Origin of the sequence: Lacinutrix neustonica, from assembly GCF_026625145.1 — a bacterium.
In the GTDB taxonomy this organism is placed as follows: Bacteria; Bacteroidota; Bacteroidia; order Flavobacteriales; family Flavobacteriaceae; genus Lacinutrix; species Lacinutrix neustonica.
In genome coordinates this window covers 2,363,420-2,390,398 of sequence record NZ_CP113088.1, presented here as the reverse complement: position 1 = coordinate 2,390,398, position 26,979 = coordinate 2,363,420, and the positions used below count along the sequence as shown (strand labels likewise).

Here is a 26,979-nt window from a genome sequence, read left to right as displayed (position 1 = left end):
ATTTTGAGTTTATAAAACAAAACATCCTTTGAGTCTATTTGAGCGTTCTTTAAAATGGAAAGGTTTCCCAATACAGGAAGCTAAAGACCTGTTGAAGACTATTAACACATTAAACAGTAAGGCTCTTGAGGCTTCCATTTTAAAGCAAAGAGAATTCATCATTAATTACCATTTAGAACACAATTCGTTTTATAAATCGTTTGCTTCTAAGGCAAATGCCCAGGATTGGAGTTCCATTCCTATACTATCAAAAAGTGATTTACAACAGCCTTTAACTAATAGATTATCTCAAGGCTTCACTAAAAAAAATTGCCTAATAAATAATACGTCCGGCTCTTCACGCCAACCCTTAAGCTTTGCAAAAGACCCCTTTTGTCATGCGTTAACCTGGGCTGTTTTTATGGACCGATATCTGTGGTATAATATAGATTTAAACACCTCGAAACAAGCTCGTTTTTATGGCATTCCATTGAATACAGTAAGTTACTACAAAGAGCGTATAAAAGACGTCCTAAGTAATCGCTTTCGCTTTTCGGTGTTTGATATGAGCGATGCCAAATTAAAAGAAAATGTCGCCACATTTAGTCGAACTAATTTTGAATACCTCTATGGATATTCGAATGCCTTAGCTCTTTTTGGAAAATACCTAGCGCAAGAAAAAATTGTTTTAAAAACGGTTTGTCCGTCACTAAAAGCCTGTATAGCGACGTCTGAAACTCTATTTGAAGAAGATAGGGAATTACTAGAAAAAGCCTTTGGCGTCCCTGTAATTAATGAGTATGGCTGTGCCGAATTGGGGCTCATCGCCTTTCAAAATCACAATGGCACGTGGAAAATAAATAGTCATGATTTGTATGTAGAAGTTTTAGATGAAAACGGGGCTGTTTTGCCTTACGGAGCAGAGGGTCGATTAGTAATTACTTCCTTATTTAATAAAGCACATCCCTTTATTCGCTATGATCTAGGTGATATTGGAACATTATCTAAGAAAAGCACCATTCAGTACCCTATACTAGAGTCGTTAGCAGGCAGGACCAATGACGTTTTAAGATTACCAAGCGGAAAAACAGCTGCAGGGTTTACAATGTATTATGTAACTAAAACAGTTATCGATGATACATCCAATGTTAAAGAATTTATGATAGAGCAAATGACCTTAGACACTTTTAAAGTAAGTTATGTCTCTAGAACAGCCTTTTCAGACACGGAAAAAACTAAAGTAATTAAAGCTTTAAATCAATATTTAGAACCTGGTTTAACGGTGTCCTTTGAGAGAAAGGAAGCTTTAGAACGTAGCAAAAGTGGGAAAGTGAAACAATTTATTTCTTATGTAACGTAATGGTCTGTTTTGATTTTACAAAGACGTGTTCCCATACAAAGATCACCATAGACCAAAGCGATTTTAGTACAGAAAAACGGAGTCCTTTTCTATACACCCAATAGTTATATTTTATTAAATCAAACTTATTCGATGACATAGAATCCTTTCTAACACGGTAAAAGGCCAAAGATTCTTGAAGGCTTTTAGCCGGTTCCCCGGACTTGCTAATAGCCGCCAACCACAGGAGCCAATCTTGGCGTTTACGCAAATTGGGGGAGGTGATTTTACCTAACCGTTTCGCGTTATAAATCCCAGTAAGGTTTCCTATATAATTACTTCTTAAATACTTTTTATACGTTAAAACCGGCAATGCTTTAATTAGTCTATTTAATGGGTTTCCTGTTTCGTCTATTTGTTCATAGCTACTAAAGCATACCATGCAATTTTCGTTTTCCATAAAAGCCAGCTGCTTTTCTAATTTCCGGGGTTTCCATAAGTCATCCGCATCTAAGAAGGCAATAAAGTGCCCTTTTGCATGCACGATCCCTTTATTTCACGGCCTTGGCTGCTCCAACATTTGTTTTGTTCTTAAGCAGATAAACATTGGGGTGTTTCCGGGTAAAACTTTCTGCTATTTTTATGGTGTCATCCGTTGAGCCATCATCAATAAGCCATAATTCCCAATGGGGGTAGGTTTGATTAAGAACCGAGTTTATAGTTAAAGTAATAAAGGCCTCAGAATTATATAAGGGTGTAATTATAGAAACGAGTGCTTTCACAGTTAATAAGCCTTTTCTTGGCCCTTAAAGATATTAATAATGGTTTGAAAAATAATTCTTAGATCCAATAAAATAGACCAGTTTTCAATATAAAAGATATCATATTTTATTCGGTTAATGATGTCTTCGTCATTTTTAATTTCTCCTCGATAACCTTTAATTTGAGCCAATCCCGTAATACCAGGTTTAACATGATGGCGAAAAATAAAATTATATTTGTCTATTTTTTTAGAATATTCGTCTGTATAAGACAGCATATGGGGTCTTGGCCCAACAACAGACATGTCTCCTAAAAGGACGTTTACAAATTGTGGCAACTCGTCTATACTGGTACGTCTTAAAAAGCGGCCTATTTTAGTCACCCTATTATCATTTTGTTTTACATAAGTCCCATCTATTTCTTGAACCGTTCTTAAGGATCTAAATTTATAACAAACGAATTCTTTATAGTTAATACCATTACGTTTATGTGTGTAAAATAGAGGTCCTTTAGATTCCATTTTTATTAAAATAAATAAAATTAAAGTAATCCAAGACAGGATAAAAATGATGATAAAGAGCGAAAAAATTATATCGAATGTACGCTTAACCAATTTATTAAAGTCCTGATTAAGAGCCACTTTCTGAATAGATAAAACGGGCAAATAATTATAAAAATCGGTTTTTAACCGTTTGGTAAACAGTTTTTTAGTGTTGGGGATAAATTTAATATTACAATGGTGACTATTAGCATATTTAACGAAGTCGTTAATTTCCTTTTCTGTGAGCTCGTCGATAGCACAATAAATTTCGTCAACATTATTGGCTTGTTCTAAAAACTTAAAACTGTCTTTAACTGTGCCTTTATTTTCTATCCATTTTTCATTCCCGAACATGGCTAACAAATGGTACCCTAATTCTTTTTTATTACGGAAAATAAATTTTAACTCTTTTGCACCTTCGCTATTTCCAATAATAACGACATGTCTAACGTTCCCATTCAAGCGTTTACGAAAGGTTTTTAGTAAAAAATAACTCAATAATTTAATTGCACAAATAATAATAAAACTATAGATTAAGTACCTAAGGGTTACCAAAGCTCCGACATTGACACTTCTAAACATTCCAATAAAGGCATACACAGCTATAGCGAAAATGAAAAACTGTTTCACAATTAATGAAACAATATTTAACACTGAAGTGTACCGATACACACGATAAAAACCAATAAAAGTTGTTGAAAACAACCAAAAAATAATGGAATAAATTATATATAAAACATGCTTGTTATTAAAAATACCGGAGGAAAAAAAATACAGGTTTTGGTCATTAAAACTGAAAAAACAAAAGGCTAATAAGTTAATAATTAAAATATCTAAACTCGTTAGAAGCGGTCTTAACACCCATGAATACCGACCGCGTTGATAATCCATTTTTTATTTATTATAACTAGTAAAATCTTTATGTTCACTTTTATAAAGCTCATTTTCACTTAGGCTTTTAAAGTAATTGAAGGTCAATTTCATACCTTCTTCTCTCCCTACTTTAGGTTCCCAGCTCAATAGTTTTTTTGCTAATGAAATGTCCGGTTGGCGTTGCATGGGATCATTAATGGGTAAATCTTTATAGATTGCTTTTTGGTTAGTTCCTGTAAGTTTTATAATTTCTTCTGCAAAATCCCTAATGGTTATTTCATGTGGATTTCCTATGTTAACAGGATTAGAGTAATCACTTAGTAATAATCTATAGATGCCTTCTATTTGATCATCAACATAACAAAAGGAACGCGTTTGCATGCCGTCTCCAAAAACGGTTAAATCTTCACCGCGTAACGCTTGACCCATAAAAGCGGGAATCACCCGGCCATCATTAAGTCTCATCCTAGGTCCATAAGTATTGAATATGCGTACGATTCTTGTCTCTACCCCATGGAAACGATGGTATGCCATAGTTATCGATTCTTGGAAGCGTTTGGCTTCGTCATAAACGCCACGGGGTCCTATGGTGTTTACATTTCCATAATATTCTTCTGTTTGTGGGTGCACCAATGGATCTCCATAGACTTCTGATGTTGAGGCGATCAACAGACGTGCTTTTTTTGCTTTAGCTAATCCCAATAAATTATGCGTTCCTAGGGAGCTCACTTTTAATGTTTGAATAGGAATTTTTAAATAATCTATTGGGCTCGCTGGGGACGCAAAGTGTAAGATATAATCTAAATCCCCTTCTATATTTATAAACTCTGTAACATCATGATTTATAAAACTAAATTTAGCGTTGTTTTGAAGTTGTGCTATGTTTTTTTTGTCCCCAGTTATGAAATTATCCATACCAATAACAATATGACCTTCCTTAAGAAAGCGATCACACAAATGTGATCCTAAAAATCCTGCAGCCCCGGTTATTAATACTTTTTTTAAACTCATTATCTCCCTATTGATATGTAATTAAAGCCTTCATTTTCCACATCTTTAACATCATATAAGTTTCTACCATCAAATATAATAGGAGTACTCATTAATGCCTTCATTTTTTCAAAATTGGGCGTTCTAAAGATACTCCATTCTGTACAAATAATTAAAGCGTCTGCATTCTCTAGGGCTTCATACATCGTTTCAGAAAAACGTATTTTATCTCCCAGTTTTCGTTTCACATTAGGCATCGCTTCCGGATCAAAAGCAATGATATTAGCTTCTAATTCTAATAAACTATCAATAATATATAGCGCCGGTGCTTCACGAATATCGTCTGTTTCCGGTTTAAACGCTAAACCCCAAACAGCGATGTTTTTTCCTTTTAAGTTATTATTAAAATGGGCTTTAATTTTTGGAATCAACACCAGTTTTTGTCGTGCATTCACATTAATTACAGCATCTAGTATTTGAAAATGGTAGTTGTTGTCTAATCCTGATTTGTGAAGTGCTTTTACATCTTTAGGGAAACAAGACCCACCATAACCAATACCAGGAAACAAGAAGCGTTTGCCTATTCGGGAATCAGTACCCATCCCGATTCTTACTTTATCGACATCTGCCCCTACTTTTTCACAAAAATTGGCAATCTCATTCATGAACGTTATTTTTGCTGCTAAAAACGCATTCGAAGCATATTTGGTGAGTTCGGCAGATTTTTCATCCATTATAAGAATTGGATTTCCCGATCGTACGTAAGGTTTATAGAGTTTTTCCATAAGCTTTATAGCTTTATCGCCACTTGCCCCTATCACAATACGTTCCGGCTTTAAAAAGTCGTCTACGGCAAAACCTTCTCTTAAAAATTCCGGATTAGAGACCACATCAAATGCTACCGTTGCATTCTTTGCAATAGCTGCTTGAACTTTATCTGATGTCCCTACTGGTACCGTGCTTTTATCTACTATAACTTTATAGGTTTTAATTAATTTTCCGATATCCTCCGCCACGCCTAAAATATACTTTAAATCTGCAGAACCATCCTCATCTTCGGGTGTTGGTAAGGCTAAGAAAATAATATCGCCATGATCTAAACCTTCTTCTAAATTTGTAGAAAATCTAAGCCGATTGGCTTTTATATTTCTATCAAATAACACATCTAAATGTGGCTCATAAATGGGCACTTTACCGGCCTGCATTTTCTTTACTTTATTTTCATCAATGTCTATACACAATACATCATTTCCGGTTTCTGCTAAACACGTTCCGGTCACTAAACCAACATATCCTGTTCCTATTACTGCTATTTTCATTTATAATGATTCGGTATTTTATTTACTAAATAAGTTAAACAATTTTTTTATCTAAGCGCTCAAAGTCTGAATTCATACTCAAAAATTCGGGAACAAGATCTTTCATTTTTAAAACAATTTCATTTTTACTACCCTCTTTAGCTATTTCCGCTAATTCTAAAATCATGGTATTTACCAGTTCATATTCATGACTGTCAATTTTAGCAATCATAATTTTATCGTTATATGTTGGTAATGTTTCAGAGGTGTCGTTTAACAATTCTTCATATAATTTCTCCCCTGGCCTTAAACCAATAACTTTAATGTCGATATCTTTATAAGGTATAAAGCCTGCCAAACGGATGATTTTTTTTGCCAAGTCTATTATTTTCACAGCCTTGCCCATATCAAAAATAAAGACTTCACCTCCATTTCCCATTGCTCCAGCTTCAATAACCAATTGACACGCTTCCGGAATGGTCATAAAATAACGAATGATATCCGGATGTGTTATTGTTAAGGGACCTCCTTTTTCTATTTGTTTTTTAAAAAGTGGTACAACAGAACCATTAGATCCTAAAACATTGCCAAATCTGGTTGTTACGTATTGTGTTTTAGACCCGTTATCTTGTTTAGGTTTCTTTTGAAGCGCTTGTATATAAATCTCGGCAATGCGTTTGGAAGCCCCCATAACATTACTCGGATTTACGGCCTTATCTGTAGAAACCATTACGAATTTTTCTGCTTCATATTGATAGGATAAATCTGCAATATTTTTAGAACCTATAATATTTGTAAACACTGCCTCAGACGGGTGGCTTTCCATTAGAGGGACGTGTTTGTAAGCCGCGGCATGGTACACTACTACGGAAGGTGTTCTTTAAAAACCTCGGCTATATTAGCTTTATCTCTTACATCTGCTATTATGGCTTCAAAATCGAGGTCTCGGAAAATTATTTTTTATTTCTAACTGAATACGATACAGCGGAGATTCTGCTTGATCTAAAATAATTAGTTTTACGGGATTGTAATTTGAAACTTGTCTCGGCAATTTCACTTCCAATTGAGCCCGCTCCTCCAGTAACTAAAATACACTTATTATAAATTTCTTTAGCTACTAATTTATTGTCTAGTTTAATTGGGTCCCGCTCGAGAATGTCTTCAATTTGAATTTTTTCGATTTGATTAGAGAGACTCTTATTGGTTTCTATATTTGATATCAGTGGCGCTCGAAACACCTTGAAATTATAATCAATACAATTATCAATTATTACAATACTTTCATCTTTAGTTAAGTTATTATCTGCAATAATCAAAGCTTGTGCTTTATATGCCCTAAGGATGGTTGCCATTTTACGATGTAAATAAATGATTGGCAAGCCTAATATTTCTTTGCTTTTGTTCTTTCCATCTTTATCAACAAAACCCAACACTTTGTATCTTGATGGTTTTTCAGACTTTAAGGCACTTGCAATAGCAATCGCATTTTCGTCTGTTCCGTATACCAAAATATTTAATTGATCTTCCTTATATTGGTAATTCAAATAGGTCTCAAAAATTTGTTTGACAAGAATTCTAAAAAGAAACAATCCGCAAAAGGATATTATAGCATATAATAGTATTTCAGATAGAACAAATAAAGGCGTGCTCGTGAAAAGATAATATATAAAATAAATCCCTAAAATAGTAATTAAAGTAGAAACAGAAGCTAAAAAAAACTTTACCGCATCAATAAAAGTGGAATGTCTTATTAAGCCAGCATACGTTCTAAATAAGATAAAAAACAAGACATTAACTAAAACAACTATTAATTCTCGTTTCGTAGGAAAAAAGGAAAAGTAGCTAATATTTTTTAAGCTGCTTACAATGAGTTTCGTTGTCATTAAAGCAATAATTAAAATGACCGTATCAAAACATAAAATGGCCCAACGTGGCAAATAATTAATTGTCTTAAAATCTATCTTTTTACGACTAGATTCTAAGACTTGAAATACCGCTTGTTTTAATTTTCTTAGCATTTAGGTAATTACAATTCAGTCTACAAATATCTTAATTATAATTACAATATAGAAATATAAGGAGGTAATACCTTTAAAATAAGTGAAAAATAAACCTATGATAGACCGTTTATTACTTTAGCAATTCGATTTAAATCACTTTGAGCTAAATTAGATCCGCTTGGCAAGCACAAACCTGTATTAAACAGCGTTTCACCAACTTTTGACCCGTAATATGGCGCATTATTAAAGACTGGTTGTAAGTGCATAGGCTTCCAAAGCGGTCTAGTTTCTATATTCGCTAGTAGCATACTATCATAAAGCGCTTCTCTCGGTAAATGGAGCACGCTCATTAATAAGAATACAACTTAGCCAGTGGTTTGAAAACACTTCTGTATTAGATTCTTCTAAAACTGTGACGCCTTCAATATCTTTAAATAGTGTCTTATAAAAAGCATTCATTTTACGTCTTAAATTAACGTGTTTATCGAGAACTTCCATTTGACCACGACCGATTCCCGCACTAATATTACTCATTCTATAGTTATATCCTACTTGAGAATGCTCATAATGAGGGGCATGATCTACTGGCTTGGGTAGCCAAAAAGATGGTGTTATCCTTTTTATTCTTTGTGTTACATACCATGGCACCACCCCCGAAGTTGTTATTATTTTGTTACCATTAAATGATAATATTGAAAAATCTCCAAAAGTACCACATTTTCTCCCTTTGTAAGTCGAACCTAAGGCTTCTGCTGCGTCTTCAACCAAAGGAATATTATAATCTTTTGATATGGCTTGAATCTCATCGATTTTGGCAGGCATGCCATACAAATGCACGACAATGATGGCTTTTGGTTTAGTACCTTTTTTTATTCTATCTTTAATGGCGCTTTCTAAGTGTACGGGGCACATATTCCAGGTCTCTTTCTCACTGTCTACAAATACGGGGGTAGCTCCTTGGTATTTTATTGGGTTGGCTGAAGCTGAAAATGTCATGCTTTGACAAATAACTTCGTCATTTAAACCGACTCCTAATTGCACTAATGCCAAATGGATTGCTGCCGTTCCCGAGGATAAACAAGCCACGTGTACCGCTTCATTTAAATACTTTCGTAAATCGTTTTCAAAACCTGTAACATTTGGGCCCGGAGGCGCTATCCAATTCGTGTCAAAAGCCTCTTTTATATAGTGTTGTTCTGTACCACCCATATGAGGTGAAGACAACCTGATTTTTGGATTCATAAGTTCTAAGTTACTGTTTTAATAATATATTTGATGTCTTTAAACAAAGAATAGTTTTTAATATATGCTTTATTTATTATTACTTTTTCGGGCCAAATAACAGTATCGTTATATGCCAAAGGATCTTGCTGTTTTTCAAGTAGGTCTTCTTCATTTTTAAAATGAATGGAAGCGGGACCCGTTATTCCCGGTTTTACAGTTAATATAACCCTGTCTTCACCAGTTAATTTATCGGCATAACCGTGAACGTCTCGGTCTAGGGCCAACAAAACTCATGTTTCCAATTAAAACATTAAAAATTTGTGGAAGTTCGTCTAATTTATATCGCCTTATAGACCTCCCTATTTGAGTTATTCTTTTATCTTTTCGTGCTGTTACTGTTGATTCATTTTCATTATCAGAAGATTTCATGGTTCTAATTTTATAGATACTAAATGGTAGTCCTTTATACCCTATTCTTTTTTGAATGATAATTCCAGATTGTTTGGTATCAAAAAAACTAATTACAGCTAATACTACAATAAGCCACCAGATGAAAAACAAGAGTATTGCTGCCAATATAAAATCAAAAATACGTTTTATTATTTTTTGCTTTTTTCTTAGCACTTTAGAGGGACTTACTTATTTAATTTAATAAACTTTGCTGGAGACCCTACAACAATTGAAAAGTCAGGAACATCTTCAATAACCGTTGAACCCGCGCCAATAATACACCATTTACCTATAGTGATTCCCGGAATGACATGGCACCCTAAACCTATTTGAGTACCCTCTCCAACGGTTACATTTCCGGCTAATGCCGCATTTGGTGCAATGTGCACGTAATCTTCAATTTTACAATCATGCTCCACCAATGCAGCCGTATTAATTATGCAATGTTTACCAATGGTCGAGTTAGGATTTATTACAGCGTTTGCCATCACAACAGTTCCTTCTCCAATAAAAACTTCCAATTTAGAAATAACTGCCTTTTTATGGATAACAGAAATGTATTTCGCCATAAATGATTGGGCGATTTTTTTTCTTATACTATTATTTCCAATACTAATAACAACTTCCCTATCACTATTTTTCTCTTTACCTACATCAATTATAGGAATATGGTGTAGGAATTTATCGGATGAAAAATTGTCATAAACACCCTCAATCTGATAATTAGTCGAACATTGAATAATATCGATTATAACTCTTGCATGACCGCCAGCACCATATAAAAACATACACTTAATTTTAATTATTGAAAGCTTCTAATTGCTGAATTGAATTAATGCCAACAATAGTTGTTAGTAACGATTTATGAGTAGATATATACCTTAAACAATCGTCTATCGTTTTTTTTATATCATCAGAATTTTTTAATAATGCGCCTGCATAAAAAGGTCTTATCGCAATAAAGGGATTGTTTGTCGCAAACTTAGAGTACTCTTGTTCTTGTCTATTTAAATAAGAAATAATTCCATCTATTTGGCTAAGTTTTTCAACTTCTTCAGCAAAAGGAACAGAATATGGAAAACTAAAAACAGATTTTATCTTGCCTTTTTGTTTCAAATTTAAAAAACAATCTTCAATTTCTAATTCACTATTTTTTAAAGTATTTAATCGTTCTAAATCGTTAATTGGTTTAGATCTTAAAAGCCACTGTAACACATCTATACACTCTACATTTAAATTAACAAGTTCTTGGTTTACCCGTTCCTCTAATAGTTTTGCCGAGAAGCTGGTGTCTTCAAAATGTGGCGCAGATAATTTAACGATATGTTTTATGTTTTTAGCACAACTAGTACGTTTTATCGCTTCGGTATATAATGGATAAGAACTGTATTCTACAGAGGAATGGTGTGTGTTTATTCCCGAGTTATATGCTGCTTCAATTAAATCCACTACTGCTCTCGTAGTTAGCGCCTTATCGAAAAACCGCATCGTTCCTAAAGTAATTGAACTTAAGTTTAAAGTGCTTTTCAATTTTTCCACTTGAAACCCGTTTTCCGGATAAATCTATCGTTCGTTTTCTCTGCTTCGTAAGATGTACGACCATGTAACACCAATTCATCCCACCACAAAACGGCTTCACCAGGATTTAATATTACTTTTTCGACCATGTGTGAATGCGCTACATAGTTTTCAAGAAAATCAAAAAACTCCTTGTTTAAGGCTTTATTTTCCTCTGTTTCGTCTCTGTCTACACAATAGTAGTTATAATTAAAGTGCACTTGACCATCCTCTTTAAAATCGATTATTCGTTCTGTTCGTTCTTCATTTGCCTTTTTATATCTAACTTCAGTAGTCTTCAACCGACTTAATAAATCGGATGCATTTTCTTCCATATATTTAAGCAATACCTTACTATCAATAAAAGTAGTAGCTCCGCCTTTGATCGACTTATTAACTCCATAGAACATCATAACGTCAGCAGGGTTAGAGATATACGATTCATCTGTGTGTAATGGTTGTGCGTTTTTACTGTGTCTATAGGCTGCTAAATCAGGAATATCTGCGTCGTATCTAATTTCTAACCATTTTTCTTGTGTTTGTTCGCCTCCTTTTGTGAAATCTTCACCAATATTTATTGGATCCCCTAGGTTATCTACAAAGACATCATAAAACGCTCTTAAGTCGCCCAAATACCATTACGGAATAATTTTAATTACTTTATATTGCGCTAATGATTCTTTAACAATTTTTGCGGCTTCTATAGGGTTATCTGTTCTTAATTTTACGTCTGTTATAAATTCCATTGTCTCTAGTTTTTACCATTAAATTTAACCGTAGTCGCTTCTCCGATTTGATTAACATCAGTAGGATTAACGATTTTGAGCAAAGTTAAAAAAAGTATTTTAAAATCAAGCGAAAAGCATTGTCTATCAACATACCATATATCTAGTTCAAACTTTTGTTGCCAACTTATACTGTTTCTACCATTCACTTGAGCCCAGCCCGTAATTCCAGGTTTTACTTCATGTCTTCTTTTTTGATGATCGGTATATAATTCTAAATACTCAGACATAAAAGGTCTTGGCCCAACTAAACTCATTTCTCCCTTTAAAACGTTTAATAATTGCGGTAATTCGTCTAAAGATTTGTTTCTTACAAAACTTCCAACTTTGGTTAACCTAAGGTGATCTGGCAACAGTTCGCCATTGGCGCCTTTTTTGTCATTCATCGTTTTGAACTTAATGACATTAAATATTTTATTGTTTTTCCCACCTCTTGTTTGAGTAAAAAAAGGTTTTCCTTCATTCTTTATATATAGTAGAATAACGAGAAGTAGAAAAATTGGAGAAGCTATTAACAAAAGGGTTAATGCTGAAAAGAAGTCGAAAAATGGTTTTATAACTGTTGTATACATATACTTTATTTTTTCGCCACTTCAATAAGGCTTTCGAGATATTTCAGGGCCAGCTGTTTTCTTTCAAAATGAAGCTTAGCATAATTGTAACCGTTTCCCCCCTGATCTTTAATCTGCTCGATATTAACCATATATTTACGTATTTTACTGGCAATATCATCCGGGTTTTCACGGTTCTACAAAAATGCCACATTTCGCATCTTCTATCAATTGTTTTGAGACGCCTTCGATCGCTAATAATATGGGCTTCTTACAAGACATATAATCGAAAGTCTTATTCGAATATATGGTTTTAAAAGTATCCACTCTTTTTAATACAGATGCTCCCATATCTGAAGCAAGAATATATTTAAACACCTCCGCTTTTGAAACTGGGTCCCTAAATACTATATTGTTTAATTTTCTTTTTAAGGCTTCCTTCTGAAGCATTTCCTTTTCCATCCCGGAGCCAATTAATTGAAAAACAACATTAGTGTCTGTTAATTTTTCGGCTGTATCGACTAACTGAATTAAGTGGTTGGCAACACCATGAGCGCCAACATACGTGATAACAAATTTGTCATGTAAATTTAGTTCGGTTTTAAATTTAATAGCATCAAATTCTTTTTGTACGCTTTCTGCCGGAGTAAAGTCGGCTGCATTTGGAATAAATAAAATTTTGTCTTTAGGAACATTTTTCTTTTTAATTAGAGTATCTCTAAATGCTGGTGTAAGTACATTGATGAGTTTTGCTCTTTTATAGACAAACCCTTCAAACCAATAGGCAAACTTAATAATGGCTTTATTTTGCAAAACGCCAGTATCTATTGCCGATTCGGGCCATAAATCTCTAATTTCAAAAACAAAAGGTGTTCTTTTTAAGAATGATAAAACATAGGCGGTAATACCTACAAATAAGGGTGGAGAAGTCACTAAAATTACATCAAACTTACCATGCAGTTTAAATAAACCAGCGTAAATACTCGAGAATACGAAAGAAAAATAAGCCCAAAGCCTTCCTAAGAAACTAACATTATAGCTTTCAGAGACATGACACCTGTAAACATCTACCCCTTTGTAAAATTGTTTATCTGTGTGAAAATATTTCCCTTTGTAGCGCGTGTTTTTTTTCCCTGTCGCGTAATGCACCATACCCGCCAAAACACTTACTTCGTGCCCTTGGTTTGCCCACACTTGAGTCATTTCATTAAAACGAGAACCACCACCGTCATTTTTTTCTAAAAATGCATGATGAATTAAAAGAATACGCATATACCTAACTATCTATTGTAATGGTCGTTTTAAAACCACTTTTATCGGTTACAAAAGTAAGCCTTATTGACTTTTCTTTTACACCATAATAACCGAGAAAACCATTTTTCTTCTATTATAGGCTCTAATTTCTGATGGGCGGCATCACAAGTCACTATTTTAATACGGTCTTGAAACTCCGGATTGATCTGCCAGTATTGGTATATCTTTTTGTTTTCAACATTTTCTAGAACATCTATAACTTGCCACTTATTTTCACCTATGTTTTTGTCAATACTTCGGTTATGGTAAATATTATTTCCTATATTTTTGAAAGCTTTTATTCTTCCTGTGAAGTTATACGTCGTGTCGTTTTTAACTAATTTGGCCTGTGCTTCTTTTATCCAATTATACCAGATAAAGCGATTGCCTTTTAACATTTGATTTTCCCGTGAAACACTTACTGTATTATGTCCTTCGCACCCATTGAAATAATTTAAAAATTCCTTTTCAGTATTGTATTTGTAAGAACCGGAATCTCTTAAAATATTATTGCCATTACTCCATATGTCCATATGTAAATTATCACTTTGAAATGGTCTGTCTTTATACTTACCACATCTAATAAATGTTTTTACATCTTGATCTTGTATTATGTAGTAACCACCGGTATCGAAACTATTTATTTCTTTTGGAGCAATATAGTCCACTATATTTTCATGTTTTAAACCATACCAAAAGGCACTTTCGTTTTTAGCATAAGCTTCATTTTTTAAAGCTAATCTTAAATCATTTAATTCTGATTTATAGTTTCTGAAATCATCGTTTGTAAGCTTAAAAAATAATGCCCCATCATTGGAGCCATAGTTTGGTAACTTACCGGAAACAGGATCTAAGCACACCTCTAAAAACTCTAGAGATTTTGATGCTCTTTGGTATACTACAGGTTTAAACTTCTCATTATTTAATTTTGAAAGTTGCAATGCCCAGGTAAGTAATTGCACAACGACACGATGATAATTCATAGAAAACTGAAGGAACGTCCCGTCGTCATATATTTGGTAAGCTATCTCTTGCTCAAACCATGCTTTTCCTTTACTACTCCATTTTTTAGTTTCCGAAATAAACGGGAATAGTTTCGCTGATAGATACAAAGTAAGTGTTTCGGTAATGGCATGATTATTTCTTACTGCTATTCTTGAAAAATGAATGTTGTTATATACGTGATGTAATTGCCAATAAATTGCGTTTATTATTTTCTGAAACAAAGCATCATTTAAAAAGGCTGAATCTTTATAGTAATATAATGCAAATGTCCAGTTTAATACCCGTAAGCTTATTTCTTGGCTACATTTATAATTTGGCCCTTGATTTATTGGGTTTTTGTCAATAAAGTCTTCCATTTCACTGAAAACTAATTGCGATTGGTCCTCTTCAAAATGATAATCGTAACGAATGATGTCATACAAAAATGAAAAGCGAGCTTTCTCCCATACAAATTTTATATCTCCAGCTTCAATGGAAATGTCTTGAATTTCGCTCCAATGCTGTGAGCTGTTGTATTTGTGATTGGTAACGGGATTAGTCATCCAATCATAATTTTTCCCTAAGTCGAATTTCTGTTTACTAAAAAAAGTAAAGCGTCCATTTTCAATATCTTCAAAAGTCTTTTTTAATTTTTCGTCTTTTTCTCGAGGAAGATTGTTTATGTTTTTTCCAAAGAAAAAAAGGGCGGTAAATTGTTCCGCCATTCTTCTAAAGTGACGAATTTTTTAAATTTAGGACTGGTAGGAAAGTCTTTTTTTTGCCATCCTAATTTTGTTGAAATCGCGAAATAAGTTCTATATAAAACATATCGCAACCCCATGTTTTTCAAAAGGTTGAAAACTAATTTTATTTTTTGAATCATCGCTTAGTCTTATCTGTAAGATTTTAGGTTTTGGTCTGCAATTTCTTTCATATATTCATCAATAATATAATATTGCTTTCCATCATCTAATAATTGTTTCTTAGGTTCTATTTCTCCATTTAAAAAAGCGGTTATGGTTTTTACGTAATTCTTAGTCATTAATGGTTCAAATCTTGCTCGAAGTGTTTTTATACTATCATCTTCTTTATGTATCTCTACACTAACAACTTCTAAAATATCTCCAGTATCTACTCCTTTGTCCATAAAATGAACGGTAAAGCCTAAATTATTAAAATCTTTCTTAAATAACGGCCACTCTACAACGTCCATCCCTCTGTATTCCGGTAGTTTTCCCATATGGCAGTTAAAAACCCCAGCTCCAGCGTTTTTAATAATATTCTCTCTTATTAAACCGCCTCCAGTAAACACAACTGCATCTACTTTTTTAGCTCTTAATATTTTTTCAACACTTATATCATTCAAATCGTTTACAAAATGAACACCTATTCCTTTCTTTTTTAACTCTTTTACGTTGTTGAGTTTTATTTTCTCTTTTTCTCTAAAAGAAATTATATTTTCTACATGTGTAAAACCATTATATGCTTTTTCTTGCAAAATCAACTTATTCCAAATTTTTTTTATCAATCTAAAGCCATCTCTTGAAAATTCTTTTTGAAATCTTGAAATAGTAAACTTTTTGACAAACACATCTTCTATAATAATGTCATTGCGGAGTAATAGTTCGCAAACTGATGTTGTATATAAACTCTTTGGATTTGGAGAAAATACAGCTATTCTTTTTCTATCTCTCATTTTTTAAAAATTATCGATTAAATATTTAGATAATAAAATATTATATGAGCTTTGAACCGAATGGTTTTTTGTATTTCTAAATTCTTTTACTCTCTGTAATTTTACTGCTAAGCTTAAAAATCTTGCATCCTTTGAAACATAAGCATACTCTAGCAGTAGAGATATTAGGTTTTGAATAAATAACGTGCGTTCTTTAGGATTTGCATAGTTTATTTTAAACCTTTGTTTTAAGCTACTAAAACGGTATTCTAAGAATCTAAGAATTTTATTGCACCACTTTTTTTGTCTACTGTCTAATTTAATAATATTACTTCTTAAACATTGAATGTCATCAAGTCTAATAATTTTAAAAGTAGTATACCCATTTAATTCTTTATAAGTACTTTTATTCTGTATTTTAATTGATACTGTAGTACCATTAACTAATTGAAATATATCCTGGTTAAATACCGTTAAATTTCCTAAGTTTAGTCTTAAATTCTCTTGATGATCGAGCGTGTTTGAAAATATATTATTACTCATTTAGTGAACAGATATAGGATTTACCATCTACTTTTTTTAAGGCTTCAAAATGAATAGCAAAACTTTTACTGCTCTGTTTTCCATCTGCAAAACCTATAACTCCCCATTTAAAGTATCGCATTGGAAAAATGTCTTTTGGAAACTTGTATACACTTTCCCAATTTTCCAAGTCTTTACTTACAAATAATTGTGCTTCTTTAGAGAGAACCCCTTCTCCAATTTCTACAGATGTTGCTGCAATATAATAGCCGTCTTCTAGTTTTTTTAAATACCAAACTGGACCCGGGAAAAGAGATTTTCTTGTAATTTTATTTGTTTTTCTATGTAATGTGTAATGATAACTTTTCTCTAATGGAGAGTCCATTATCCAATGGACATTTTCTAATGTAAAAAACACATTTACGGCTCTATATTTTTGACTTCCATCTCCAATTTTCTCATTCTCTGTAAAATCTAAATTAGATTTCATTATTATATTTTCTTTCTTGAAATCTCCAGTAAGTGTCCAGATTTTGTTTTCATATTTGTCATAGTAACAACCATGAACATGCTTAATTTCTCCTGATTTAAAAGTGTAGACCACTTGCCAAGAAAGCCCTTTATCTATACTTTTGTACACATTGACTGGCTTACGTTCTCCATTGTTTCCGTATTCACCAAAAAAGAGCTCTCCTGTATTGGTTTCTCCAATAGATTGATGAAGAACATTTCTACAATTCTTTAATTGTAAAGTTTCTTTTAATTCTTTAGTCTCTAGATTATAACTGTAAACCTTATGTTTTCTAATAATGATTAAAAAATTTCCAGTAACAAATACATTACATTTATCTAGCCTTAATGCGCGCCTCGTAATTCGAAATAACCCAAATACAGTACCTATTAAATCAGTTGGGAGTTTTACAATACAGTTGTAATCTTTATATTTTACATATATTTTGTTAAATTTACTAGTAATAATATCGTCATTACAAAAGTAATGTGTGATCTCTGCATTTTTTATTTTATGTATTCTCTTAAGTTTCATTTTTATTTAATAGCTTTTGCGCTTTATTTATTTTTTGCAGGCATATTTCACACTCTCTTTAAAATTTTTATAGTAGTTCTCAAAACTATATGAAGATTCAATTGCTTTTTTAGCGTTTTCTCCCATTTTTTTTAAAAGATCTCTATTGTTATAAAGAGTTTCAATTTGTGTAAATAGGGTTTCTGAAGTCATCTCTTCAATAAGAATACCTGTAATGTTATTTACAATTAAATCTTTTTCCGTTCCATCTGCTGTAGATGCTATTACGGGTAATCCATAAGCCATAGATTCTGAAATTGCCAAACCTCCAAGCCCTGGAAGGACAAATAAATTTGATTTGAAATAAAAGCTACTTAGACCCTCTGTTTGTCTTCCATGAAAAATTAAATTATCAGATGTGTTTTCATATTTTGTTTTTAAATCTTCATAATATTGTGCTCCGAGCCTACAATGTCTAAATATGTGTTTTTATGTTTTTTTTCTAATTTCAAAAAAACATCTAATAGCAATTCTAACTTTTTTTCTGGTATAATTGTTCCTACAAATAATATTCTAAAGTTTTGAGAATTGGTAAATTCCTTTTTTAATTTAAGGATCTCTCTAGTGTCTAAAACGTTTACGCCGACAAATATTTTCTCCGGATTGATGTTTCTTGATGTAAAATATCTTTTTGTAAATGAGCTGTATGCAAATATTGCGTCCGTTTGTTTTTCAATATAATTAATGAGCTTATCTATTTTTCTTACGGGGTAAGAAAGTGCTTTGTTTTTAACACTTCCTAAGGTCCAATAAATGATCTTCCTCCTAAATAACTTAGCGTAAAACAAAGCGGATAAACAGTTAGGTACAGAGGTCGATTCAATTAATATTACTTCAGGGTTTTGTTTTATTAAAGAGAAAAATAAGAACGGAAAAAAAGAAAAATACCTTTTTTCTCCCTGCTGTTTGAAAGGCATTTTTAAAGATTTAATTTCTAAGACACTCTTAAGATCATTATTTGCATTTCTGATTTTTGTTCCTTTAATACCACTTCCATGTAGTATAATAGAATTAAAGTCTTTATCTCTCTCAATCTCCTTATAGAACGGAATTCTGTAATGGAAAATTACTTGATATACTATTGCTAATTTTATCTTTTTCATTAAAAATTTTAATATCCTTTATAATAGAATATGATAGTTACAAGGTGGCTTTTTATGCGAAGGTCAAAATTTTATGCGAAATTAGTTTTAATTTGATACAAACCCAAGAATTATACTCAATTATGAACACTTGAATTGATAACAGGAGGCATTATAAACTTTACAGCAATATAGAGAAAAATAACAGAGGTAACGTTTAATAGTAACCCCCGAGAAAAAAAACTAGTAACAAATACGATTACTATTAAATTTCTCATTAAAAAATCGTTTTTGTTTAATAGCATACTTGTTATGTGTAAATAATATAACACCCCTGAAATACCTAAAAACAGGTATAAGTCTATGAATTCGAATTCTACTTTAAATGTATTAAAATCAAGTCCCCCTACAATATAATTAATGAATGTCCAGTTTTTGTCAATATGAAGTGCAGCTAATTCTAATAGTTCATTTCTATAAGATGTTATAGTAGATATTAAACCGCTTTGATGATATATACTCTCCCAAAAAGGCGAAAATTTCAAAATTGCTGTTACAATATTTTCTTTGAATAAAATAAATATCAATACTGTGAAGGGGAGAAATAGCCTGAAAAACTTTTTATATCTATTATTATGTATTAAAAAAACCACTCCTAATAAGAGAAGAAATAAATATACTTTTTTTTGACCTAAACATAAAGAACATGTTATAAACAGTAAAAGTTTAAAGAATAAAAACTTACTTCTATGCGATATCCAATGATAATAACTAACAATGATTGCAATAGCGTACATGTAACTAGCTTCTCCAGGTTTCGAAAATAAGCCGGAAAAACCAAATCTTGGGGTGTACTCATAAGATCTAAATATTTCTATTTTAAATAAAAAACCTAAAGCAATGGCGATAGCATTGATATATAAAAAATACTCAAAATATTTATATGCTTTTTGAAAAGTTTCTTTTTTTACATCAACATTCTCGATAAAAATGACAAAAATTAGCAGGTAAATATAGCAGTTATAAAAATATATATTCCCGCTTAAAAAATGTCTCTTGATATCATAATCAATTACACTACTTAAATAGAGTTGGCTAATAAAAAATGTTAAAGAAACTATGATTAAAACCCAAAATGTTCTAGAGTAATTTTTCATGTTAATGGATATTAAACTAATCATGAAAACTTCAAACAATAATTTTATGAGACCTGCATATCTATAAAAGAATGGTGTATTGCTAAAACGAAAGTTTTCATATTTAAGATTTGACAAAAAATCGCCCACCAAGAAGGCCATCAAAGAAAAAAATATTATAGCATCTATATTTTTCTTTATTAAATTCATAGCCGAAATTTAATTTTAAAATTTTTTTGTAAAAACACCCACATTATTATAAAGAAGAAAAAACCATAACCTAAAAATGATCTAGGTAGGCTTGCTTGAGATAGATAATATGCGAACACAAAGCAAAATATTATAAATACTATGTTGACTACATTTCTCTCCAGTTTCTCTAAAAAGCTATCTAATAGGGCAAAAAAACCACCTAGAAATAATGTCCCAAAAAACAAACCATAATACCCAAATGCACCGTAAAAATCCATTATAGATGATATGGCTAAAGATCCACCTTGTTTTCTTGATGAATAATAATTAAATAGAACGCGACCATCTAGAAATACGTCGTATCTGAAAATTTTCCCTAAAGTCCCTATGTTTTTAATACCATAATGGTCCTCGACTTTTGGAAAATAATTTACATAGAAAAAGGAAGGAAGTGATAATCTTCCAAAAATTCGGACTAAAGATACTTCTGTAAGTTTTTTTATTGCTTGAAAAAGATTTTCAAACTTATAATTAGTTCCGAGAATAGTATAATAACATTAATAAAAAGAACAAACTTAATCCAATAAAGATAAAACGCCTTATTACGTATTTTCTACTTCTAATTTTTTTAACTTTTTTGAAATTGGAATGTTTTTTAAAAACATACCCAGCTAATGCAAAACAAAGCAAAAATAGGATTAATGGTCTTTTTTGAAATAATAATAAAATTAAGATTATTGAAGTAAATAATAACAACAAGAATATAAACTTATTTAATGAACTTTTACTGTTAATAGTCACATAGAGTGAAATAATTGTTAAAAAAGGCAGTAAATTATATGTTATTATTACATATAAATAATTGGAAGTAATACTTTTTCTAGAGGACAATAATGCGTTTGAATCTCTTCCTATTAGACCATCAAAAAGACCAAAAATAAGTGTGTCTCTTTTCAATATAATATAAACAAACAGAAAAATAGCTATGCAAAAAAGGATAAAGTAATAGTTAGATTTGCTTAGGTTATCTACAATAGGTACGTTAATTTTTAAATGATTAATTGTTATTATTTTACCGTGCACAAACATTAAAACTAATGAGTAAGAATATAAAACCATTAAAACACCTCCAACACTAATACATTGCGTTTTAATAATTTGGGCATCTGTAATTAAACTAACTTTAAAAGTCCAAAATTCTTGATAAACAAATGGTTTGATAAAAGGAAATAAAAGAATTCCTATTATAGAAAAAATAAGTGTGGCTATAAAAAAAACACTAAAAACATTCCATTTAAAAATGAGTTTTCTAAACAGATAAACATGTAATAATAAAACAAATATAAGTATATAGGTTATTCCCATTTATAAGTATTTCTCGCGTTTAGGTAAAGTAAATAATTGAAACTCGCAAAGAATATAATTCCCCATTGTCTACTTAATATGTTTTCAGTAAAACAGCTGCCTAAAACAAGTATTAGAAAGCAAAAATATACATAATTATTTAGTTTAACTGATAGGTAAACTGCATATCCAATAACAGCTATAAAAACCAACAACCCAAACAGTCCAACACGTAATAAGTAATCCAAATACTGGTTATGTATATTCGTATTTGTTTTTAGTCCATTGTTTTTATAATTTTCAATTAAAACTTTATTCCCATCACCAGTTCCAACCCCAAAAACAATATTTTCTTTTAATAATGGCATTGCAGATTTCCATAGTACAACCCTTGTTTCTCTATTACTGTTTGTAGTATTACTTAACTCTTCAATACGATCTGAAATCCTGTTTAGCGGTAGCTTAAATTTGGTCGTTGTAAAATAAAAAACACCCGCTAATAGGATTAATAAAAAAAGCAAAGTTTTTATTTTTTTTTTAGTGATCAACAAATAAAATAATGATGGAATTATTATTAATATGTTAATTATTATCGCCGTTTTTGCAACCATTTGCATAATAAATAACGATTGAAAGGAAATTATTAATAATAATAAAATGAATAAACTACTCTTTTTAATTTCTTTTAAAAATGAAATAATTAATACGTTAGAAAGTATGATATACATCCCTAAATATGCGTTGTGAACACCTATTAATTTTGTTAGTTCCGCACCAGTATATCTAAACGATAGGAACAATTCTAAATCCAATGGAAAAATATCACTTTGATAGAAAAATCGATATAGCGTGTAGATTTCAAGAGTTATTAGAAGTATAAAAATAGCGCAACAATACACCTTGAATAACAACTTAATATTCTTTAAGTTGTAACTTATGTAAAATAGTGGGAATAAAAAAAGGCTTACTTGCCTAGTAATTATCATGAGCCCTTTGTTTAGATCTTCTGTATAAAGTAAGCCTATAAAATTAATGGCATAAAGTGCCATAAGCATCCAAAAAAAAGGAGTGGTTTTAAATTTAAAATTTCGCTTCTTTATTATTAAAATAAATTGAACAACAAACAGGCAGAATACAAATTTAGGATTTACTTTTTCTAAAGGAAGTGTAGAAAACACTCCCAACAAAAGTAAAAAAACAAGTTCTGAACTTTTAAAATTTATTTTAAATTTAGTATTATTTACCATAATATATTCTTCGAAGACTAATTCTAATTACGGAAATTTAGATTCGGTTTAGATGATAATTAAAAATGTGTTTTTATCCCTAAAGTGTCTTTCTTTTTAATAAAACATTAATAGCTTCTTTGATAAAAGATGGTTTTACTATAAATATTATACTAACATATAAAAATGTAGATATTAAGGTAAATATTATAAAACCAAGTATATTATTAAAATATTTATTAGCAAAATAGTTTGCTATAAACAATATAACTCCTAAAAATATTAATACTTCAAATCTAAAATATTTATTTCCAAAAAAATCTTTTCTACACCATATGGCTGTATTTATTCCCAAAGAGATAAACGCTAATGCTAATGATATAGAAAGCGCCGCTAATGTAGAATAGAAATTTTTAAGGATGAAGTACAATACTATATGTATTATTAAAGCTATAATAAGCGAATACAAATTGTAGGGTTTAAAAAATTTAATCTCTATTATTCCTTTTAAGCCTTGAAAAAAAGCATAGGGTATAAGACCGAAAACAATAAAGCCAAAAGCATATAAAACATTTTTAATTGTCTCCGGATTTGTTAACCAAAAATTTAACAAAACGTCTAACCATGTAGCTAATAATATTACAAACAATAGTGTGATATAAATAATCGCCCCTGTCATTAAATTAATCGCTTGTTTTTGTTTCTCTATAGCATTATCATTACCAATAATTACCGAAGATAATTTTGATACTGGTTGTAATACCACTAATACCATTCTCGAAATTACTAAAGCGATTAAAAAAGAAGCAATTATTTTTTCGTCTTTAGAAACCAAAAGAGACCCTATAGTCAATAGAAACATATCTGAAAACGTTATTGCTGATCGAGGGATGCTATACGTATAAAAAGATTTTAATTCTGTTTTGATCTTCTTTTTTGATGGTACATTGTATAGTTTAAGCTTAACTATAATATATAACATGAGTACAATTTGCAATGCAGACATTACAAAAAAAGCAGAATTCAAAATGAATTCTAAACTGGGGTTTTTAGAAAAAGAAAAAAAAGAAAAAATGAGTATTACACTCGCATTTAATGTGTTAATAACATTATATATAATAACGTTTCGTTTGGTTAAAAAATAGGGCTGCACTAAATAACTCAAATGTAGTATAGCAATATACCATAATGTTAATAGCATATATTTTTTGCTATTAACATTCCCGTCATAAGCTATATCTCCTAAATATTGACCGATTAAGAAATAGAGAACAATTAAAATAAGAACACTCATAAACCAACCGAGAAAATGATATAAAAAAATATACTCTCTTTTTATCTATATCATTTCTACTTAAACTAACAAAACGAATTATAGCTTGAGAAGTTCCTAACTGACTTAAATTAGAAAACGTTGCAGCAACCCTACGTATCAATAAGAAAACACCTAACGCAATTGCCGAGAGCATAAATTCTGCTTCCTTAATTAGCCACATATTGAAAAGCACATTCACTACAGAAAAGGCTGTGCTAAAAAATAAATCACGACTTAGTTTATTCATCTATTAACTGTAAATTTTTAGCTTGCAATGTAAATGTATTGTAAAGAAAAACCACAATTAATAGACTTAGAAATTAATTATGGTTTTCATATTTTGGGTGAAATTACTAATTATTTAACAGAAAAAACTCAACAGTTCATGTTTTATATAATCGTTATCCAAAATTACTCCATTTGTAGATGGGATTGAGTTGTTTTTTAGTTCTATTCCTAGTGAATAGCACAAGTGAGCTTTGTAACGGGTCCTCATCAGCTGACTTGACACTTGACATACCCTGACAATAATATAGGGGATAGTGTGTTCCTAATTCAGAGAGAACTTCAAGAAAACAATATAACCTGTGTTAATATGTTTAAAAAGTTAAATTTTATCAAAATACATAGGTGTAAATCCACCAGTGTTATTAATAATAAGGTTTTATCGTCAACATTGTAGTCTTTACTTATTGATAACCTGTCTTTAAAGTATTCATACAATAAATATATGCTTTACTTCCTTAGGCGTTTTTGATTTCTTAAGAGCCTTCCTGTGTACCCGTTTAATCATTCATTACTAAAAGAAACCGCAACCATCAATATAGAGCAAAAAGTGATGGTTTAATAATGTACTGATTGGATTTTAAAATTCAAAACAGTGTTTTTCTCTATGTCACAAAAAGCTAATAGTTTTTTTGCTTCGATTTTATGCCCATAATTTCTACTTAAAAAATATGACCCAACTTTTAATCGTGCAAAATTTTCAAAAACTATATGGTACTTCCTATTACTTACCGTTATTATAGCTTTATTATCCTTTAATTTAATTTCCGCATTATCAATAAAGTGTAGGCTTCTTACAATTTGATGCTTTGAGTTACAATACACCTCATCTTCGCAACATATCTCGCTGAAATCTTTTTTAATATTAAAAGTACGCTTGTGCGTCACTGGGTCTTTTAATCTTTGGTAACCTTTATGTTCCCAGAAATTGATATAGAATGGTCAGTATCTTTAAAACTAACATTATTTGGTTCTGCAATATTACTAATTCCCCAAGCTCCTATTTGAGGAGCGATTTCTTGGTTGTCTACTACTAAACTATTATGATAAAAAGAGGATTTCATTTCGCCTTTAAGCTCTAAATTTCCAGTATAAGTATAACACCCAGCATCTACAATGATGTCTTGTTTATCTAGCATCAATTCAAAACTAAATAAATCGTTATGCCCATGACCTCCTTTACCATGCATACCTACCTCTCCATAATCTGCGATAAAATAGTTCGTATTTGATTTCGCTGAAATAAAGCCGCCTTTTTCAAAGTAATTTAGCTCAAATGAGTCTTGTTTTTGTGATGGATTAATTGCGTTTATTCCAAAGCACTCCATTGAAGAATGATAAACTTTATCCGTAATATTCAAACTTTCATCTTCTAAAAACAAACTAGCCAACTGTAACATGTTTGAATGATTGTTAAGCGATACAATGTCATTCTGAAATACCGAAGCACTATCATTATCTCCAATAATTGGTGTTTGTAAGTTGGGTTTCGTTACAGCTTTTATAAAAACATTTGCGTTTTTGAAAACAGTAAGTGTTTCGGGCTCAATTTTATTCCACTACGTTTCATTACTAAAAACGAAATAAAAAACAACTCCACTACAAATCTGTGATAAGGTATTGATTTTTCGAAATTAACACCATCTTTAAAAAATTGTAAATGAAACTCTTTTTCGGTTTTCTTAATTGCAAAATCATACCATTGTTTGGCTTCTTTGTAAAAGGATTTAAATACTTGTCCTAATAAAAGGAGTGCTGTTAAATTGGCAGCATAATGGTTTGCACGAACATCTGTATATTCGAGGTTTCGCCATAAAAAAACACCATGGAGTAATAGGATTTCATTTAATAAATTGATGGTTTTATTTCCTTTTGCAGAAACTAACAACAATTCCCGTGATTGAATGAGATTAATAGTTCTAACAGCAACTTCCATGGGGTACCAATTGACAGAATATGCCATTGGATTCGGTTTTTCCAATTGCTTAAAGTATTGTAAATAAATTCTAAATACTTGTCCTCCTCATTAATAGAGTATCCTCTCGGAAACAGTAATTAAGAAACTAAGCCTTGATAATTCCCAAGGAAACTTAACGTCATATTCTTTTTCTTTATTTGCTTGATAAAAACTATAGCCTTTAAAGTACTTATTATCCCAGGTTTCATTAGCTCTCCAATCTATATTCCATTGCAGGGGAAAATCAAATTCATAATCTGCTTCAAAAATGGAAATCGTACCCTCTAAGATACGACTAGCCTTTTCTAATGTAGTTCTGCTTCCAGTTGAAGTTGATTCGTTATAGCCTTTAAAATCATCATGAAACAGTTGGCTCTTAGCCTTAAAAGTATCTGCTTTGGAAACTTTATTCGCAATTTGTTTTTCAACCTGAGACCAAAACTGCGTTCTAAAGTAATAATGAAGCTTTAGTAATTGCTTAAATCGATACCAAACGACTGGAATGGGTTTAGATAAAATCGTTTGAATATTCATC

General features: G+C 31.2%; 32 protein-coding genes. 2 read left to right on the top strand and 30 right to left on the bottom strand.

Going from position 1 to position 26,979, the window contains the following annotated elements; all coding sequences use genetic code 11:
* The first annotated feature begins 28 nt into the window (after positions 1 to 28).
* Positions 29 to 1,339 carry a phenylacetate--CoA ligase family protein gene (locus N7U66_RS13070; RefSeq protein WP_267675683.1) on the top strand — a complete coding sequence of 437 codons (1,311 nt, stop codon included), beginning with the start codon at positions 29 to 31 and terminating at the stop codon, positions 1,337 to 1,339.
* Here N7U66_RS13070 and N7U66_RS13065 read toward each other — a convergent pair.
* From N7U66_RS13065 to N7U66_RS12945, 26 genes are all read right to left on the bottom strand, one after another.
* On the bottom strand, positions 1,320 to 1,862 hold the full coding sequence (locus tag N7U66_RS13065; protein WP_313791227.1) for a glycosyltransferase: 543 nt from the start codon (positions 1,860 to 1,862) through the stop codon (positions 1,320 to 1,322). The genes N7U66_RS13070 and N7U66_RS13065 overlap by 20 nt on opposite strands.
* Positions 1,863 to 1,869: 7 nt before the next feature.
* Positions 1,870 to 2,100 carry a glycosyltransferase family 2 protein gene (locus N7U66_RS22025; protein WP_313791226.1) on the bottom strand — a complete coding sequence of 77 codons (231 nt, stop codon included), beginning with the start codon at positions 2,098 to 2,100 and terminating at the stop codon, positions 1,870 to 1,872.
* Positions 2,101 to 2,102: 2 nt separating this feature from the next.
* Complete coding sequence (locus tag N7U66_RS13060) at positions 2,103 to 3,512, bottom strand: exopolysaccharide biosynthesis polyprenyl glycosylphosphotransferase (RefSeq protein ID WP_267675681.1); 1,410 nt, start codon at positions 3,510 to 3,512, stop codon at positions 2,103 to 2,105.
* 3 nt (positions 3,513 to 3,515) lie between these two features.
* Positions 3,516 to 4,505: a UDP-glucuronic acid decarboxylase family protein gene (locus tag N7U66_RS13055; protein WP_267675679.1), complete on the bottom strand. Its 990-nt coding sequence runs from the start codon at positions 4,503 to 4,505 to the stop codon at positions 3,516 to 3,518.
* Entirely contained in the window at positions 4,505 to 5,803 is a 1,299-nt protein-coding gene (locus N7U66_RS13050) for a UDP-glucose dehydrogenase family protein (RefSeq protein ID WP_267675677.1), read from the bottom strand. Before N7U66_RS13050 ends, N7U66_RS13055 begins: the two co-directional genes overlap by 1 nt.
* Before the next feature lie 34 nt (positions 5,804 to 5,837).
* A complete protein-coding gene (locus N7U66_RS13045) occupies positions 5,838 to 6,608 on the bottom strand; it encodes a polysaccharide biosynthesis protein (protein ID WP_267675675.1) in 771 nt (256 codons plus the stop codon).
* Between the two features lie 127 nt (positions 6,609 to 6,735).
* Positions 6,736 to 7,800 carry a nucleoside-diphosphate sugar epimerase/dehydratase gene (locus N7U66_RS13040; RefSeq protein ID WP_267675673.1) on the bottom strand — a complete coding sequence of 355 codons (1,065 nt, stop codon included), beginning with the start codon at positions 7,798 to 7,800 and terminating at the stop codon, positions 6,736 to 6,738.
* A 95-nt stretch (positions 7,801 to 7,895) separates the two neighbouring features.
* Positions 7,896 to 8,090, bottom strand: a complete 195-nt coding sequence (locus N7U66_RS13035) for a DegT/DnrJ/EryC1/StrS family aminotransferase (protein WP_267675670.1) — start codon at positions 8,088 to 8,090, stop codon at positions 7,896 to 7,898.
* A 4-nt stretch (positions 8,091 to 8,094) separates the two neighbouring features.
* Positions 8,095 to 9,024 carry a DegT/DnrJ/EryC1/StrS family aminotransferase gene (locus tag N7U66_RS13030; protein WP_267675668.1) on the bottom strand — a complete coding sequence of 310 codons (930 nt, stop codon included), beginning with the start codon at positions 9,022 to 9,024 and terminating at the stop codon, positions 8,095 to 8,097.
* Positions 9,025 to 9,029: 5 nt separating this feature from the next.
* Entirely contained in the window at positions 9,030 to 9,290 is a 261-nt protein-coding gene (locus N7U66_RS13025) for a sugar transferase (protein ID WP_267675666.1), read from the bottom strand.
* Complete coding sequence (locus N7U66_RS13020) at positions 9,253 to 9,630, bottom strand: sugar transferase (RefSeq protein ID WP_267675664.1); 378 nt, start codon at positions 9,628 to 9,630, stop codon at positions 9,253 to 9,255. The genes N7U66_RS13025 and N7U66_RS13020 overlap by 38 nt, the downstream gene beginning before the upstream one ends.
* Positions 9,631 to 9,641: 11 nt before the next feature.
* On the bottom strand, positions 9,642 to 10,244 hold the full coding sequence (locus tag N7U66_RS13015) for an acetyltransferase (RefSeq protein WP_267675662.1): 603 nt from the start codon (positions 10,242 to 10,244) through the stop codon (positions 9,642 to 9,644).
* A 10-nt stretch (positions 10,245 to 10,254) separates the two neighbouring features.
* Complete coding sequence (locus tag N7U66_RS13010) at positions 10,255 to 10,995, bottom strand: aldo/keto reductase (RefSeq protein ID WP_267675660.1); 741 nt, start codon at positions 10,993 to 10,995, stop codon at positions 10,255 to 10,257.
* Positions 10,983 to 11,645 (bottom strand): TauD/TfdA family dioxygenase, encoded by a 663-nt coding sequence (locus N7U66_RS13005; protein WP_267675658.1) that lies wholly within the window; start codon positions 11,643 to 11,645, stop codon positions 10,983 to 10,985. The genes N7U66_RS13010 and N7U66_RS13005 overlap by 13 nt, the downstream gene beginning before the upstream one ends.
* A 119-nt stretch (positions 11,646 to 11,764) precedes the next feature.
* Entirely contained in the window at positions 11,765 to 12,370 is a 606-nt protein-coding gene (locus N7U66_RS13000; protein WP_267675657.1) for a sugar transferase, read from the bottom strand.
* Positions 12,371 to 12,375: 5 nt separating this feature from the next.
* The gene (locus tag N7U66_RS12995) at positions 12,376 to 12,501 is read right to left on the bottom strand and encodes a hypothetical protein (RefSeq protein WP_267675655.1); all 126 of its coding nucleotides are present in this window, start codon (positions 12,499 to 12,501) and stop codon (positions 12,376 to 12,378) included.
* A gap of 37 nt (positions 12,502 to 12,538) precedes the next feature.
* A complete protein-coding gene (locus tag N7U66_RS12990) occupies positions 12,539 to 13,621 on the bottom strand; it encodes a glycosyltransferase family 4 protein (protein WP_267675653.1) in 1,083 nt (360 codons plus the stop codon).
* Between the two features lie 41 nt (positions 13,622 to 13,662).
* Positions 13,663 to 15,351, bottom strand: a complete 1,689-nt coding sequence (locus N7U66_RS12985; RefSeq protein WP_267675651.1) for a heparinase II/III domain-containing protein — start codon at positions 15,349 to 15,351, stop codon at positions 13,663 to 13,665.
* 167 nt (positions 15,352 to 15,518) lie between these two features.
* Positions 15,519 to 16,322 (bottom strand): formyltransferase family protein, encoded by an 804-nt coding sequence (locus N7U66_RS12980; protein ID WP_267675649.1) that lies wholly within the window; start codon positions 16,320 to 16,322, stop codon positions 15,519 to 15,521.
* A 3-nt stretch (positions 16,323 to 16,325) separates the two neighbouring features.
* On the bottom strand, positions 16,326 to 16,844 hold the full coding sequence (locus tag N7U66_RS12975) for a hypothetical protein (RefSeq protein ID WP_267675647.1): 519 nt from the start codon (positions 16,842 to 16,844) through the stop codon (positions 16,326 to 16,328).
* A complete protein-coding gene (locus tag N7U66_RS12970; RefSeq protein WP_267675645.1) occupies positions 16,837 to 17,868 on the bottom strand; it encodes a glycoside hydrolase family protein in 1,032 nt (343 codons plus the stop codon). The genes N7U66_RS12975 and N7U66_RS12970 overlap by 8 nt, the downstream gene beginning before the upstream one ends.
* Positions 17,869 to 17,895: 27 nt before the next feature.
* Positions 17,896 to 18,330, bottom strand: coding sequence for a glycosyltransferase family 4 protein (locus N7U66_RS12965; RefSeq protein WP_267678530.1), 435 nt, complete (start codon positions 18,328 to 18,330; stop codon positions 17,896 to 17,898).
* Entirely contained in the window at positions 18,285 to 19,010 is a 726-nt protein-coding gene (locus tag N7U66_RS12960) for a glycosyltransferase family protein (protein WP_267675643.1), read from the bottom strand. The genes N7U66_RS12965 and N7U66_RS12960 overlap by 46 nt, the downstream gene beginning before the upstream one ends.
* A gap of 116 nt (positions 19,011 to 19,126) precedes the next feature.
* Entirely contained in the window at positions 19,127 to 20,335 is a 1,209-nt protein-coding gene (locus N7U66_RS12955) for a hypothetical protein (RefSeq protein WP_267675641.1), read from the bottom strand.
* Positions 20,336 to 21,672: 1,337 nt separating this feature from the next.
* Positions 21,673 to 22,272 carry an O-antigen ligase family protein gene (locus N7U66_RS12950; RefSeq protein ID WP_267678529.1) on the bottom strand — a complete coding sequence of 200 codons (600 nt, stop codon included), beginning with the start codon at positions 22,270 to 22,272 and terminating at the stop codon, positions 21,673 to 21,675.
* A gap of 715 nt (positions 22,273 to 22,987) precedes the next feature.
* Positions 22,988 to 23,722, bottom strand: a complete 735-nt coding sequence (locus tag N7U66_RS12945; protein ID WP_267675640.1) for a hypothetical protein — start codon at positions 23,720 to 23,722, stop codon at positions 22,988 to 22,990.
* A gap of 145 nt (positions 23,723 to 23,867) precedes the next feature.
* On the opposite strand from N7U66_RS12945, the gene N7U66_RS12940 reads away from it, so the two are divergent.
* Positions 23,868 to 24,032, top strand: a complete 165-nt coding sequence (locus tag N7U66_RS12940) for a hypothetical protein (RefSeq protein ID WP_267675639.1) — start codon at positions 23,868 to 23,870, stop codon at positions 24,030 to 24,032.
* Between the two features lie 1,013 nt (positions 24,033 to 25,045).
* On the opposite strand, the gene N7U66_RS22605 is transcribed toward N7U66_RS12940, so the two are convergent.
* The 4 genes from N7U66_RS22605 to N7U66_RS12925 form a co-directional block, all read right to left on the bottom strand.
* On the bottom strand, positions 25,046 to 25,375 hold the full coding sequence (locus N7U66_RS22605) for a hypothetical protein (RefSeq protein ID WP_390886575.1): 330 nt from the start codon (positions 25,373 to 25,375) through the stop codon (positions 25,046 to 25,048).
* 8 nt (positions 25,376 to 25,383) lie between these two features.
* On the bottom strand, positions 25,384 to 25,869 hold the full coding sequence (locus N7U66_RS12935; RefSeq protein WP_267675638.1) for a heparinase II/III domain-containing protein: 486 nt from the start codon (positions 25,867 to 25,869) through the stop codon (positions 25,384 to 25,386).
* A gap of 119 nt (positions 25,870 to 25,988) precedes the next feature.
* Positions 25,989 to 26,492, bottom strand: a complete 504-nt coding sequence (locus N7U66_RS12930; protein ID WP_267678528.1) for a heparinase II/III family protein — start codon at positions 26,490 to 26,492, stop codon at positions 25,989 to 25,991.
* A 21-nt stretch (positions 26,493 to 26,513) separates the two neighbouring features.
* On the bottom strand, positions 26,514 to 26,978 hold the full coding sequence (locus N7U66_RS12925; protein ID WP_267675637.1) for a hypothetical protein: 465 nt from the start codon (positions 26,976 to 26,978) through the stop codon (positions 26,514 to 26,516).
* Between the last annotated feature and the right edge of the window lies 1 nt (position 26,979).